At 71.3% G+C, this 13,551-nt stretch carries 10 protein-coding genes and 1 pseudogene; 8 read left to right on the top strand and 3 right to left on the bottom strand.

The window, feature by feature from the left end:
* Positions 1 to 6: 6 nt before the first annotated feature.
* On the top strand, positions 7 to 561 hold the full coding sequence (locus J8M51_RS01245) for a GNAT family N-acetyltransferase (protein WP_086758644.1): 555 nt from the start codon (positions 7 to 9) through the stop codon (positions 559 to 561).
* A gap of 50 nt (positions 562 to 611) precedes the next feature.
* On the opposite strand, the gene J8M51_RS01240 is transcribed toward J8M51_RS01245, so the two are convergent.
* Entirely contained in the window at positions 612 to 932 is a 321-nt protein-coding gene (locus J8M51_RS01240) for a DUF6191 domain-containing protein (protein ID WP_086758642.1), read from the bottom strand.
* A gap of 9 nt (positions 933 to 941) precedes the next feature.
* Positions 942 to 1,444: pseudogene (locus tag J8M51_RS01235) on the bottom strand (sensor histidine kinase); the annotation flags it as partial.
* 381 nt (positions 1,445 to 1,825) lie between these two features.
* Between J8M51_RS01235 and J8M51_RS01230 the strand changes: the two are divergent.
* From J8M51_RS01230 to J8M51_RS01210, 5 genes are all read left to right on the top strand, one after another.
* Entirely contained in the window at positions 1,826 to 2,722 is an 897-nt protein-coding gene (locus J8M51_RS01230; RefSeq protein ID WP_086758632.1) for an LLM class flavin-dependent oxidoreductase, read from the top strand.
* Positions 2,723 to 2,819: 97 nt separating this feature from the next.
* The gene (locus J8M51_RS01225) at positions 2,820 to 3,770 is read left to right on the top strand and encodes an NmrA/HSCARG family protein (protein WP_086758630.1); all 951 of its coding nucleotides are present in this window, start codon (positions 2,820 to 2,822) and stop codon (positions 3,768 to 3,770) included.
* Between the two features lie 138 nt (positions 3,771 to 3,908).
* The gene (locus tag J8M51_RS01220; RefSeq protein WP_086758628.1) at positions 3,909 to 4,376 is read left to right on the top strand and encodes a MarR family winged helix-turn-helix transcriptional regulator; all 468 of its coding nucleotides are present in this window, start codon (positions 3,909 to 3,911) and stop codon (positions 4,374 to 4,376) included.
* Between the two features lie 267 nt (positions 4,377 to 4,643).
* A complete protein-coding gene (locus J8M51_RS01215) occupies positions 4,644 to 5,828 on the top strand; it encodes a tetratricopeptide repeat protein (RefSeq protein WP_256965432.1) in 1,185 nt (394 codons plus the stop codon).
* Entirely contained in the window at positions 5,825 to 6,871 is a 1,047-nt protein-coding gene (locus tag J8M51_RS01210) for a polyprenyl synthetase family protein (protein WP_179203235.1), read from the top strand. Before J8M51_RS01215 ends, J8M51_RS01210 begins: the two co-directional genes overlap by 4 nt.
* Positions 6,872 to 6,946: 75 nt before the next feature.
* Here the strand turns inward: J8M51_RS01210 and J8M51_RS01205 are convergent, their stop codons facing one another.
* On the bottom strand, positions 6,947 to 10,600 hold the full coding sequence (locus J8M51_RS01205) for a LamG-like jellyroll fold domain-containing protein (RefSeq protein ID WP_267298900.1): 3,654 nt from the start codon (positions 10,598 to 10,600) through the stop codon (positions 6,947 to 6,949).
* Positions 10,601 to 11,091: 491 nt separating this feature from the next.
* Between J8M51_RS01205 and J8M51_RS01200 the strand changes: the two genes are divergently transcribed.
* Both J8M51_RS01200 and J8M51_RS01195 read left to right on the top strand, forming a co-directional pair.
* On the top strand, positions 11,092 to 12,120 hold the full coding sequence (locus J8M51_RS01200; RefSeq protein ID WP_267298899.1) for a LacI family DNA-binding transcriptional regulator: 1,029 nt from the start codon (positions 11,092 to 11,094) through the stop codon (positions 12,118 to 12,120).
* Positions 12,121 to 12,308: 188 nt separating this feature from the next.
* Entirely contained in the window at positions 12,309 to 13,550 is a 1,242-nt protein-coding gene (locus tag J8M51_RS01195) for a sugar ABC transporter substrate-binding protein (RefSeq protein ID WP_267298898.1), read from the top strand.
* Position 13,551: the final 1 nt, after the last annotated feature.

Genomic DNA, 13,551 nt, shown 5'->3' with positions numbered 1-13,551 from the left:
GACGGCATGACCGACCTCAGACCCCTCGCCTGGCCGTCCGCCCCGATCAGGACCGAGCGGCTCGTACTCCGCCCGTCCGAGGCCCGGGACCGTGCGACGGTCGTCGACCTGAACGCCTCGCCGGAGGTGGGTACTTACCTCGGCGGCCCCCGACCGCGCGCCGAACTGGAACGCACGGTGCCCGAGGTCCCCGGGCAGCGCCCCGGCTTCTTCGTCGTCGAACTCGACGGCGCCGCCATCGGCACGATCCAGCTCGACCCGCACGATCCCGAGCGCGAGGGGAACCGCCGTCGGGAGGCCGGGAACACCGAACTCGGCTATCTGTTCCTGCCACGGACCTGGGGACACGGATACGCCGGCGAGGCCTGTGCCGCGGCCCTCGCCTGGTTCGCCGACGCGCTGCCCGGTGAGCCGGTCGTGCTCTACACCCAGACCGCCAACGCCCGTTCGATGCGCCTGGCGGCGAGGCTCGGGTTCACCGAACTGGAACGGTTCGAGGCGTACGACGCCGAGCAGTGGCTCGGCGTCTGGTCCCCACCGACGGCGACGTCCTCACCCTGACCGACAGCACCTCGCGCGGCCCTCGGACCAGGTGGATGCCGGAGACCGTCCTACCGGCCGCTCTCCGGCATCCGCACGACCGCACGCCCTCGCTCCAGGTCCACCCTGGTCCGGTTCGGCGGCGTCCCGTCCTCCTCGTCGTCCCGCATGACCAACGACGACTGCCGCTCCTTGAGTTCGGCCTGCTTCCCCGGTGAGAGGCTCGCATGCAGCTGCTCGAATCCGGTGGCCGATATCTGCCCCTGCCGAACACTGTTCCGCCAGGGCAGCAGCCCCGCCCGGCCGACCCGCAGAAGCACCTGATCCGCGAAGGCCACGACGGTCAGCAGGACGACCAGCCCGGGCAGGGTCATGAAGACGACGAATTCCATACCGTCCATTCATATCCGAGATTCCTCCGGACCGGGCGTACGGGGCAGGCGGACGGCGAAGGCCGTCCCGCCGCCGGGGGTGCTGTCGGCCGTGACGGTTCCGCCGTGGGCCTCGACGAGCCGGCGGACGATGGACAGGCCGAGACCGCTGCCGCCGGTGCGTCTGCTGCGGCATTTCTCGGCGTGCCAGGACCGATCGAAGCCATGGGGCAGATCCTCGCGGGCGATGCCGTCCCCGCTGTTGCGCACCGCCAGAACGGCCTCGCCCGCCGTCTGCCGCCTGCTGTCCGCTGTCCCCTGTCCGCCGAGCGTGACCGTGCCCCGCGCGGGGGTGTGCCGCAGCGCGTTGGAGACGAGGTTGCCCAGGACCTGCCGCATACGCACCGGGTCGGCGTCCATCCGGAGTCCGGGGTCGGCCTCGGCCCGCAGCCGTATGTCCGCGGCGTCGGCGCCACCTTGGGCGCGGCGGCGGCCTGGCGGATCAAGTCGTCCGCGGCCAGCGGCTCCCGGTGTCGACCACGGGGGACCCACCCACGGCTGCGTCAGCCTGTCCCGGCAGCACATGGAGGAACTGCTGCTCACGCCCGACCCGGCACGACACCCGGTGATCGTGGTGGGCGGCGTCACGTCCCTCGCACGGTGACGGCCGGACGAAGCGGCCGGACGAGGCGACCGGACGAGGTGGGCGGCCACGGCGTCGAGGACCCGGTCCGGGCCGGGTGCGGAGGATGCGTCGGCGTCCATGTCCGTGCCGATGAAGCCGCCCGTGGCCGGTCGTCCCCTTCGATGGAATGTTCCTGCGCCAGGGACGTGTTGTCACGTCAGGTGATGAGCGCTCCGGTCTCGGCATCGGCATCGGCCTTGGCCCGGGCCATGGAGAGAGGTCGTCGGACATGACCCAACAACCGCACGAGTTGCTCTTCGGCAGCTTCATCACGCCGAGCGCCGACAACGTCGAGCAGGTGGTGTCACTCACCCGGCTGTCCGAGCGGGCCGGGCTCGACCTCGCCACCTTTCAGGACCACCCCTACCAGCCGCGCCTGCTGGACTCCTGGACGCTGATCTCCTACCTGGCCGCGGCGACCAGCCGGATCAGGCTGGCGCCCAATGTGATGAACCTGCCGATGCGTCAGCCCGTCGTGATCGCCCGGAGTGCCGCAAGCCTGGACCTGCTGAGCGGCGGACGCGTCGAACTGGCGCTGGGCGCGGGCGGGTTCTGGGAGGCGATCGAGGCGATCGGCGGTGGGCGGCTGAGCCCTGGTGAGTCCATCGACGCCCTTGAGGAGGCCATCACCGTCATCCGTGAGATCTGGGACACCGGAACCCGTGGCGGGGTCCGGATGGACGGCGCCCACTACCAGGTCTCGGGTGCCAAGCGCGGACCCGCGCCCGCCCATGACATCGGCATCTGGGTCGGTGCCTACCGGCCGCGCATTCTCAGGCTCGTCGGCCGCGTGGCCGACGGGTGGGTGCCCAGCCTGAGCTACCTCGACGGCGGGCTCGCGGGGCTCGCCGAAGCCGGACGGCACATCGACGAGGGTGCCCGTGCGGCGGGGCGCGACCCCGCCTCCATCCGCCGACTGCTGAACATCGGCGGCCACTTCACCCCTGACGGTTCTCCGGTCCTGAGGGGTCCGCTCACCCAGTGGGCCGAGCAACTCGCCGAGATCACCCTGGAGCACGGCGTGACCGGCTACGTCCTGGCCGGCGACGACCCCACCGGCATCCAGCGGTTCGGCGAGGACGTGGCCCCCGCCGTACGCGAACTGGTCGAGAAGGCCCGCAGGTGACCGGTGCGGTCGACCGATTCTGATGGTTGACGCATCAACCACAATGCGCTTTTGTTGATGCATCAACGATTGTCTCTTCTGGACAGAGGTAGCCGGCATGAGTGACAAGAAGATCATCGCGGTCACCGGAGCCACGGGCGCACAGGGCGGCGGCGTCGCGCGCGCGATCCTGGCCGATCCGGACTCGGGCTTCACCGTGCGCGCGCTGACCCGGAACCCGGACTCGCCCGCCGCCAAGGAGCTGGCCGGGCTCGGTGCGGAGGTCGTACGGGCCGACTTCTACGACGAGCCGTCCGTGCACCAGGCGTTCGAGGGTGCGTACGGAGCCTTCCTGGTCACCAACTTCTGGGCGCACGGCTCGGCCGCCAAGGAGACCGAGGAGGTCGAGGTCCTGGTCCGCGCGGCCAAGGCCGCCGGACTCCGGCACGTGGTGTGGTCGACGCTGGAGGACACCCGCGAGCTGCTGCCGCTGGACGACGAACGGATGCCCGTTCTCCAGGACAAGTACAACGTGCCGCACTTCGACGCCAAGGGCGAGGCCAACGAGCTGTTCCGCCGGGCCGGGGTGCCGACCACCTACCTGAACACCACGTTCTTCTTCCAGGGCTTCCTGTCGATGATGGCCCCCAAGCGGGCCGAGGACGGCGTACTGACGCTGACCCTGCCCTTCGAGGACGGCAAGCTGCTGGCCGGCGTGGACGTGAACGACATCGGCCGCACCACCCTCGCCATCCTCAGGAACGGCGAGCGCTTCATCGGCCACACCGTCGGCCTGGCGGGCGACCACCTGACCGGCGCCCAGTACGCGGAGAAGCTGGGGGCCGCGATCGGCGAGCCGGTGCGCTTCCAGTCGGTGCCCTACGACGTCTTCCGCTCCTTCGGCGTGCCGGCGGGCGACGAGATCGCCAACATGTTCCAGTACTACGGCGACTTCGACCAGGAGTTCACCGGCGCCCGTGACCTGGACGGGCTCCGGGAGATCCACCCGGGGCTCAAGAGCTTCGACACCTGGCTGGCCGAGAACGCCTCCGGCATCCAGGTGGACTGACCGGACGGCCCGTCGCCCCACCCGTCACCCCACCCGTCGCCCCGGCAGGCCCCGGCCCGCCGGGGCGACGGCGCTGCGCGGGACCGCACAGCCGCCGCGGTCATTCGATGAAATGTCAACTATGTATACACTTTCTCCATGGGAGACACAGTGCGATGGCTGACACCGGAGGAGCAGCGCGCGTGGCGCGGCTTCGTCCGGTTGCACGAGCGGCTCGGCGGGCGCCTGGGGCGCCAGTTGCAGTCGGAGTCCCAGGTGTCCCCCGCGGACTTCGGCGTGCTCGTCCATCTGACCGACTCGCCGGACGGGCGTCAGCGGTACCAGGATCTGGCGCGGGCCCTGGAGTGGGAGAAGAGCCGGATGTCCCACCACATCGCCCGGATGGCCGGGCGGGGCATGGTGGTGCGGGAGGAGTGCACCGAGGACGGACGCGGGGCCTATGTGGTGATCACGGACGCCGGCCGAGCGGCCGTCGAGGCGGCCGCCCCGCGTCACGTCGAGGCGGTGCGCGCGCTGTTCATGGACCATGTCACGCCGGCCGAGCTACGGGTCCTGACCGAGATCTCCGACCGCGTGATCGCCAAGCTGGACGAAGAGCCGGTCTGACCCGGGGCGGGGTCGGGCCGCCGCCGTCCGGGGTCCGGCCTACCGGGAAGGGGGTCCCGGTCACCCTCGCGCGCGGACACCCCAACTGAGGCCCGTCCGGCGGTGGTTGCGACGTGATCTACACCTCACGAGCAACCCTCCCGGCGTCTACGGCATCTTGATCGATGACGGACGCCGCCCCGGCTCCTGGGGGCGGCGTCGATTTTCACGCTCTATACACGTCATGTATACGCAGAGTGTATAGAGCGCCTCCATCGAAAGGGTTCCATGTACGGCAAGGCGTTCGCGCCCGAATACCAAGGCGCTCTGACCACCCTGTCCGTGAATTCCTCGCTGACCGAGGTGCTGGCGGCCGGCACCCGGCAGTTGAGAGAGGCGGAGCGCGCCGGGGAACACGGCGAGGCGGCCCGCTCCGGGCTCGCCGTGGCCGAGGCGCACCGTCGGCTGGGGCAGATCGGGGAGGCCGACCGGGCGTGGAAGGCGAGCTACCGTGCGGCCAGAGCGGCGGGTGACGAGGGAGCGATGGCCTGGGCCCTGTGGAGCGGCGGCACGCTGGCCCGGCAGCGCGGCTCGTTCGCCCTGGCCCGGCGGCTGCTCGGACTGGCGGCCGACCTCGGTGAACGGGGCGGCGATGTCGTCGTGCGCGGCTACTCCCTCGCGGGACTGGCCGAGACGGGCAGGATCCAGGGCGACTACGAGGCCGTCGCCCAACTCCACGAACAGCTGCTGGCCGAGGCCCGGCGACGCGGGGAGGCCCGGCACACGGTGTGGGCGCTGGAGGGCATCGCGCAGATCCACCGCCAGCGCGGGTCGTACGACAGCGCCTACGCGATGTTCGAGGAGGCGGCCGGGATAGCCGCGGGCGCCGACGACCGGCGCGGCCACGCCTGGGCGTTGCGCGGGCTCGCCGACATCGTCTCGGCGCGGGACGGGGACGTCGAGCGGGCGCTCGCCCTGCTGTCGGAGGCGGAGGTCGTGTGCCGCGCGATGCGGCTCTCCAGCGCGCTGGCCTACAACCACAAGATGCGGGGCAACGTGCTCTACCGGGCGGGGCGCCATGCCGAGGCGCGGGACACGTACGAGCTGGCCCTCGCGGAGTTCCGCGAGATGAGCGAGCCGCGCGGGGAAGCGCTGGCCAGGCTGGGGCTGGCCAAGTCCCTGGCCCGGCTGGGCCGCAGCCGCGCCGAGACGGCCGCCGAACTGGACGATCTGGCACGCGAGTTGGACCGGATCGGACTGCGGCATGCGCGGCAGATGGTGGCTCGGGCACGGGACGAGCTCGGTCTGCTGGACGACGACGCATCCGGCCCGCGGGCCCAGGACCGGCTCATCGCACACGACCGGACGGATCCCGGCGACCCGGCCCGGCCCGGCGAGCGGACCCGGCCCGGCGACCCGGCGGACGGCGACGCGCGGACGGACCGCGGCGTCCGGGCGGAGGCCGTACGGTGACCCCGCTCCCCTCGGCGCTGCGGTCGCCGACCGACGTCCCCCTCGTACTGGAACGCTGCCGCGAGCTGGTGCGGCCGGCGCTGGTGGACGCGGTCGGGCGGATGCATCCCTGGGTGGCCGAGATGGCCGCGTACTCCTTCGGCTGGTGCGAGGTGGGCGGCGCCCCCGCCCCCGCCGCCGCGTCCGGGGGCAAGGGGGTGCGGCAGGCACTGGCCGTGCTCGGGGCCGAGGCGGTGGGGGCCGCCGGACGGACCGGGGTGCCCGCGGCGGTCGCGGTGGAGCTGGTGCACGCCTTCTCGCTGCTGCACGACGACATCATGGACGGTGACTCCGCCCGGCGCAGTCGCCCCGCCGTCTGGAAGGCATACGGCACGGGCCCCGCGGTCCTCGCGGGCGACGCTCTGTTCGCGCTCGCCGTCGAGACGCTCGCGGCCACCGACGCGGGGGCCTCCGCGGTACGCGTGCTGTCGGTGGCGTTGGGCGACCTGGTGCACGGACAGGCGGAGGACCTGCTGTTCGCGGCACGGCCCTGGACCGGTCCCGAGCGGGTGCGGCCCGCCGAGTACCGGGCGATGGCCGAGGGCAAGACAGGGGCGCTGCTCGGTGGCGCGGCCGCGCTCGGCGCGCTGCTGGGCGGCGGTCCGCCGCCCGTGGTCTCGGCGCTCGATCTGGTCGGCCGCCGTCTCGGCCTGGCGTTCCAGATCGTCGACGACGTACTGGGTATCTGGGGCGACCCCGACGTCACCGGCAAACCCGTGCACGGTGACCTCCGCGAGGGCAAGAAGACCTACCCCGTCCTGGCCGCGCTCGACTCCCCGTCCTCTGCGTCGCGACGGCTGGCCGTGCTGCTGAAGTCGGGGGCGGCGGACCCCCGGGAGACCGCCGAGCTGATCGAGGCGGCGGGCGGCCGGCAGGCGGCGCTCGACGAGGCACGGACACACATCGCCGCCGCCGAGACCGCACTGGCCGACATCTCGCCGGAGGGCGGAGCCGGGGACGAGCTGCGGGCGTTGTCGGCGTATCTGGTACGACGCGACCTCTGAGCCGGCCCGCGCCTCGCGGCACCGGTGGCGCACCTCACCGCGCCACCGGTACCGCTCACCTCATCTCATCGCACCTCAGCGCACTTCCCTCGCGTACGGCGCCACCGTGATCCGGTCGATCAGCGGTGCGTAGCGGGAGCGGAGCAGCACGCCGGGGAAGGTGTCCGAGGCGTAGGTGGTGCCGTCGAAGTTCGGGAGTTCCTCGGAGCGGAAGGTGATCGTGTTCCGGCCCTTCCTCAGCTGGACGGGGACGGTCAGTTCCCAGAAGTTGTTCTGGTGGAAGGTGTGCGGGAAGGTGACCCGCCGGGCTTCGCCGCCGTTGACGGTGAGGTCGGCGTGGCGGGCGAGCGGGTCCGGGTTGTAGTGCGTGGCCGGTGACTGCTCGGGGTTGGAGTAGCGGATGCGCAGCGCGTGCGTACCCGCCCTGTCCGCGGTGACGGTGAACGTGGCGGTGTTGCCGTTGCCCGGGTCGCCGCCGATTCCGGTGATCGCCGTTCCGCCCGTGGCCAGGGAGAGCGGGCTCAGGGCGGCCGAGCCGGCGAGTGCGGCGTCCTTCCCCTCGTACGTACGCGTGGGGAGCGCGCCCTCGGTCGGCGCGACCGTGAGCCGGTCCACCAGCGTGGTGGACGAACTCCCGGTCACCGTCACCTTGTTGACGCCACCGGAGAGGGAGACCGCGACGCTGTTCCCGCCCTTGTCCAGCCGCAGGACGTCCTGGCCGTTGACGGAGACACGGGCACCCGAACCCTTGAGGGTGTCGATCGTGAGGGTGGCTTCGCGGTCGGCGGGGGAGTAGACCCAGAACGTGGCGGTCCCCTTCTTCGGGAGCCTCGCCGCGCCCGATCCGGTGGCCGCCCGCTTCGGCGGGTCGTAGACGGGCCGTGCCCCGCCGCCGAGCCAGGCCAGTTCACCCTCGTACACCCGGCTGCGGGCGGAGGCGTCCGGCAGGGACAGGGTCAGCCGGTCCACGATGGCGTCGCCCTTGGTGACACCCTTGCCGTCGGCGCTCCGCGCGGCGAGCGTGAGGGTGTGCCTGCCCTTGGTGAGCTTCACCTTCGTGTCGGTGTGGTCCCACACCACCCACTTGTAGCCGAGCGGCAGATACAGCTCCCGCTCGCCGTCCGCCTTGCCGTCCACCCGGAGGAACACATTGGTGGGGCCCTGGTCCTTCACCTTGTCGAAGGTGTTGAGGGAGTTGGCGAAGACGCTCAGGTCGTAGGTGCCGTCCTCGGGCACGTCCACGGTGAAGTCGAGCGTCAGGTCGGAACCGGTGCGCAGACCGCCGACGTCGTACCCGCCGGAGGTGTAGAACTTCGACACGTCGCGAGGGGAGCCCTCCGGGCCGTTCTTCGAGTAGCCGGACCCGGTGTGCGCGGCGTCCTCGGCCTCGTACGAACCCTGCCAGCGCACCGGCGGGGACTGGGCCCCGGCCGCCTTCCCGGCGGGGCTGAGGACGATCTCGTACGCCGATGACTCCTTCAGCGCGGGCAGGGTGCCGTCGCCGAAGTCGAGGGAGACCGTGCCGTCGGCTCCGACCCTCAGGTTCGTCTCCGTGAGCAGTTTCGGCCCGGAGCTGTCGCCGAGCTGGCCGCTCCACTCGATCTCGCGGACCCAGGCGTGGACGTTCTTGCCGAACACCTTCCTCGGGACGCCGGTGAAGGTGATGTGCCCCTTGCCGGTGGAGCCGCCGAGGATCAGCCGGGCCTGCTTCTTCTTCTCGTCGAGTGTGCCGACGCCCTGCAGGGTGTAGTTCTCGCCGGGGAACGGCGGGGTCACCGCGACCGTGTGGCCGCTCATCGAGGCGTAGGAGTTGAGCAGCCACCACTGGCCGTTGCCGCGGTTGGACTGCACGGCGGAGTCGGAGAGATTGCCGTCGATGTTCCAGTACGCGATGTCCGCGTCCACCTTGGACTCCTCGATCGCGGAGACCCACTGGATCATCTGGCCGGGTACCGAGGTGTGGTAGTTGAACGCGTACTCGTTGATGTTGACGGGCAGTTCGGTGCCCTCACGGTCGGTGCCCTCGAACAGGTCCTTCTCCCAGCCCCGGTACTTGGCGACACTGTCGCGCACCGCCTCCGGATGGCTCAGCTCGTGCCAGGTGATCACCTCGGGGAGCGTGCCGGCGGCCAGGGCGTGGGACAGGAAACCCTTCACCTGGTCGTACAGGACACTGGTGTTGGGGCCCGCGATACGGGCGTCCGGCATCTTCTTCTTGATCAGCCCGTACGCGGAGTCCCAGGCGGCGAAGAACGCGTCGGGGTCGTCGAGCCAGCTGACCTTGTCGTAACTCCACTGACCGGTGCCGAACATGTTGCCCTCGGGCTCGTTGAACGGCACGAAGACGATGTTGTCCCGGTACCGCTCCGGCAGCTTCAGGACCTGGTCGACCTGCTTCGCGATCTTCTCCTCGTAGAGCCTGACCTTCTCCGCCGGGGTGTCGCCCGGCCACTCGTAGGGGAAGCCCCGGTGGATGTCGGTCATGTAGATGTACACATCGCCGTCGGTGGAGTCGGCCAGCGGCTTCACCACCTCCAGCGCGTCGGCGCCCGGATGCTGCGGGCCGTCCTGCGCCTTGGTGGAGACGGTGCGCAGCCCCATGCCCTCGATGAGGTTGTTGGTGGGGACGTCCGGTCCGTACACGCCGTAGAGGGTGCCGGAGGCCCCGCCGTGGAACGCGCCCGTGTCCGAGGCGAGGTCGACGGTGAGCTGTCCCTCGCGGACCACGGTGACGGTCGCCTTCACGTCCTTCCCGGCCGCGCGTCCTGCCACCGTGAACGTTCCGGGCGCGGCGTACTTCTCGGCCGGTACGGCGTCCCAGGCGACCGGCGTGCCGCGGTCGTAGCCGTCGGAGAAGGAGGAGCGGACGGCGCCGGGGAGGGCGGGGGCGGTCCCGGTCGTCGTACGGACCTCGAACGACGTCCTGGACGGTTCACGGACGGTCGGCACATCACCGACGGTACCGGCCACCTGCGCGGGGCTGAGCGCCGTGTGCCAGACGGTGAAGTCGTCGATCGCGCCCTTGAGCAGCGGGTCCGGCCAGAACGACTTGCCGATGTAGCCGGCGGCCGTGGCCGAGCCGTCCAGCAGTTCCCTGGCCTTGACGGTCGTCGCGGCGGAGGAGACCGCCACACCGTCGAGATAGGTGGTGACGCGTCCGGCGGCGGTGTCGAGGGTGACCGTGACCGTCCGCCAGGCGTCGGCGGGCAGTGCCGCGTACCCGGAGACCTGGGCCTCCGCGCCCCCTCCGCCGGTGGTCACGGCGGTGCGCAGCAGCCCGCCGTTGTGGGACGGGGTGGTGAAGAGGTACCTGGTGGTGTCGGTGCCCAGGTCGAAGATCCGCTGCCAGGACGAGGTGTCGTTGCCCCACTTCACTCGGGCGGACACCGTCAGATCGGTCGCCTCACCGACGACCGCGCGGGGCAGCCGGACGTAGGCGCCGTCGGACGTGGGTGCCCCGCCGGGCAGGGCGAGCGCCCTGCCGCCCCCCGTGCCCTCGACGGACCGCGCGGTGGAGGGGTTCACCAGGCTCGCCGTCAGACCGTTGCCGGAGCTGTCCGTGATCTTCCCGGAGGTGAGGTCGTCCTCGTCGAAGGTGTAGTGGGCCGTGGGCTCGGGTGCGTCGGCCGCCCGGGCGGGGACGGTCGGTGCGACCAGTACGCCCGCGCCGAGGGCCAGAGCCAGGACGGCCGGGGCCCGGCGCCGGGCTGATCTGTCGGCGGATGACATGGATGCGTCCTCGATCCTGAGAGTGGTGTGTGGGTGCCGGCCTGCGGTGGCGGGGCCGGTCGGCCTGCCTCGGCCCCCGGCTGCTCGTTCACGGGCCGTTGCCCGTGAGGCGGGTGCGGGTGGCACGCTGCGGCGTCGGTCCGATCGCATGTGTTCTGCGGTCGTCGGCGGTCGTCTGTGGTCTTCGGCGGGACCATTCGTCGAACCGGTTCGCTGGAAGCTAGCACCGGCCATTTCCCACAGCAATACATCCGACGCGAGTGAATCGACGAAGACCCCGGATCGGGCCAGAACCGCCTTGCCGCAGAAGGGATTCTCGCTCCAGGTGTTGACAGCGGCCCGGCGCGGTTCCTACGTTCAGCTCATGCGAACCGGTTCGACGACCGAGGGTCGATACACTCCGGGTCTCCCGTCCTGTACGGGTCGGACGCTCTGTCCCATCGGGGCGGCGAACCGGTTCGAGCTTCGAGTGAGCGAGTGAGGAGTCCTCCGTGAACATCGGTGAGATCGCCCGGCGGGCCGGAGTCTCGCGGAGCACCGTGTCCTATGCGCTGAGCGGCAAACGCCCCGTCTCGGACGACACCCGCCGCAAGATCCAGCGGGTCATCGACGAACTGGGCTACCGGCCCAACGCCAGCGCCCGAGCCCTGGCCAACGGACGGACCAGCACCATCGGCCTCGTCTTCCCGCCCGCCGGGAACCACTACACGGGCATGCAGCTGGACTTCATCGGCAGCGTGGTGGAGGCCGCCGCCGCCCACGACTACGACGTGCTGCTGTCGCCCAGTGGCGTGGACAGCGACCGTTCCTTCCAGCGGCTGCTGGGGGAGCGGCGCGTCGACGGCGCGATCCTGATGGAGATCAGACTGGCGGACGACCGGGTGGACCACCTGGCCGAGCTGGGCTTCCCATCCGTCGCCATCGGCCGTACGGCGCACCCGGAGGGAACCTGGTGGGTGGGCCTGGACCACACCGCGCTGGCGGCGGCCTGTGTCCACCACCTCGCGGACCTCGGCCACCGCCGGGTCGCCTTCGTCAACCGGCCCGAGCAACTCCTGCGGGCCGGCTACGAGTCGGCGCACCGGGGACTCGACGGCTTCACCAAGGCCGCGGCCGAGCGGGGGCTGACCGTGCGGACGTACTGCTGCGGGGACGACGCCGCCTCGGGGCAGGCGTGCCTGGAGCGGATCCTCCACGACGACCCGGCCACCACGGCGTTGGTCACCCTGAACGAGGCGGCCCTCGGCGGCCTCTACCGCGGCCTCGCCCACGCGGGCCGCCATGTGCCGCGCGACTTCTCCGTCACCGGCGTGGTGGCCGGCCGATGGGCGGAGACGGTGACCCCGCAGCTCACCGCGGCCGACGTCCCGGCGGAGGAGATGGGCCGCCACGCCGTCGACCTCCTCATCGAACGGCTCGACCATCCCACCGCGGCACCCCGCCACCACCTCCTCGCACCGCCGATCTCGCTGCGGGCCAGCACCGGACCCGTCGGCGGCGCACCCTTCGCCCAGACCTAGCCCCAGCCCCAGCCCCAGACCTAGCCCCGGACCCCGGCTTCTCTCCGCACCCCTCTCCACACCGGGCACCCGAACCCCTCGCCCTCACCTTCACGGGGCCGTTCGGCACGCCCCCATGCCCCCATGCCCCCATGCCTCCTTCGCCCTCCCCGCACGGCACACCCGTGTCCGAAATCAAGGAACCCGCCATGCGCAGAACCACCGGACGCCGCCTCACCGCCGCCGCCCTGACGACCGCCGTCGCCGTCGCGGGCACCGCCTGCTCCGCCGGCACGGGCGGCACCGACACCAAGGGCGCCGACAGCGGCACCTACACCGTCTGGGACCCCTACCCGCAGTTCGCCAAGGGCTCGGCCTGGGCGAAGCTGCTGGACAAGTGCGGCACCGACGCGGGCGTGAAGATCAAGCGGACCGGCTTCGACACCAGCGACCTGCCCAACAAGACCCTGCTGGCGGCCCAGCAGGGCAACTCCCCGGACGTCCTCGTCGTCGACAACCCGGTCGTCTCCACCCTGGCCGAGGCCGGCGTCCTCACCACCACCGACGACAACAAGCTCGACACCTCCGCGGTGGACCCCAACCTGCTCGCGGCCGGCCAGTCCGGCGGCAAGACCTACGGCACACCGATCGGCGCCAACACCCTCGCGCTCTACTACAACAAGGAGGTGCTGAAGGACGCCGGCGTGGACATCGCCTCGGTCAAGGACTGGAAGTCGCTGACAGCGGCGCTGGCGAAGGTCAAGAAGGCGGGCAAGAAGGGGATCACCTTCTCCGCGATCGGCACGGAGGAGGGCAGCTTCCAGTTCCTGCCCTGGTTCTGGGGCTCGGGCGCACAGCTGACCGCACTCGACTCCGCCGAGAGCGTCTCCGCGCTGACGCTGTGGAAGGACTGGCTCGACCAGGGCTACGCCCCCAACTCGGTCCTCAACAACACCCAGACCACCAGCTGGCAGGAGTTCGCCACCGGCGACTACGCGTTCAGCGAGAACGGCACCTGGCAGCTCGCGAACGCGGGGAAGGCCGGCTTCGACTACGGCGTGATACCCGTCCCGGCCGCCGCGGGCGGCAACGCGGCGGCCCCGACCGGCGGCGAGTTCGTGACCGTCCCCGTCCAGGACGACACCGGCCGCTACGCCACCTCACAGAAACTGGTGACCTGTCTGACCAGCACCGACAACCTGTACGACACCGACACCACCCTGTCCTACGTCGCCCCCACCGGCGAGGTGCGGGACAAGCAGGTGGCGGCGAACGCCGAACTGAAGCCGTGGGTCGACGCCGTCAAGGCGGCCAAGGGCCGGACCAGTGACGACCTGGGCACCAAGTACCCGAAGATCTCCGAGCAGTTGTGGAAGGCCGTCCAGTCCGCGCTCAGCGGCGCCGAGTCGCCGAAGGACGCGCTGGCCAAGGCCCAGTCCGCCGTCAAGTAGC

The sequence above is a fragment of the Streptomyces griseiscabiei genome (genome assembly GCF_020010925.1).
Classification (GTDB): domain Bacteria; phylum Actinomycetota; class Actinomycetes; order Streptomycetales; family Streptomycetaceae; genus Streptomyces; species Streptomyces griseiscabiei.
Note: the sequence above shows the minus strand (reverse complement) of the source record. Positions and strands in the feature narration are given on the sequence as shown.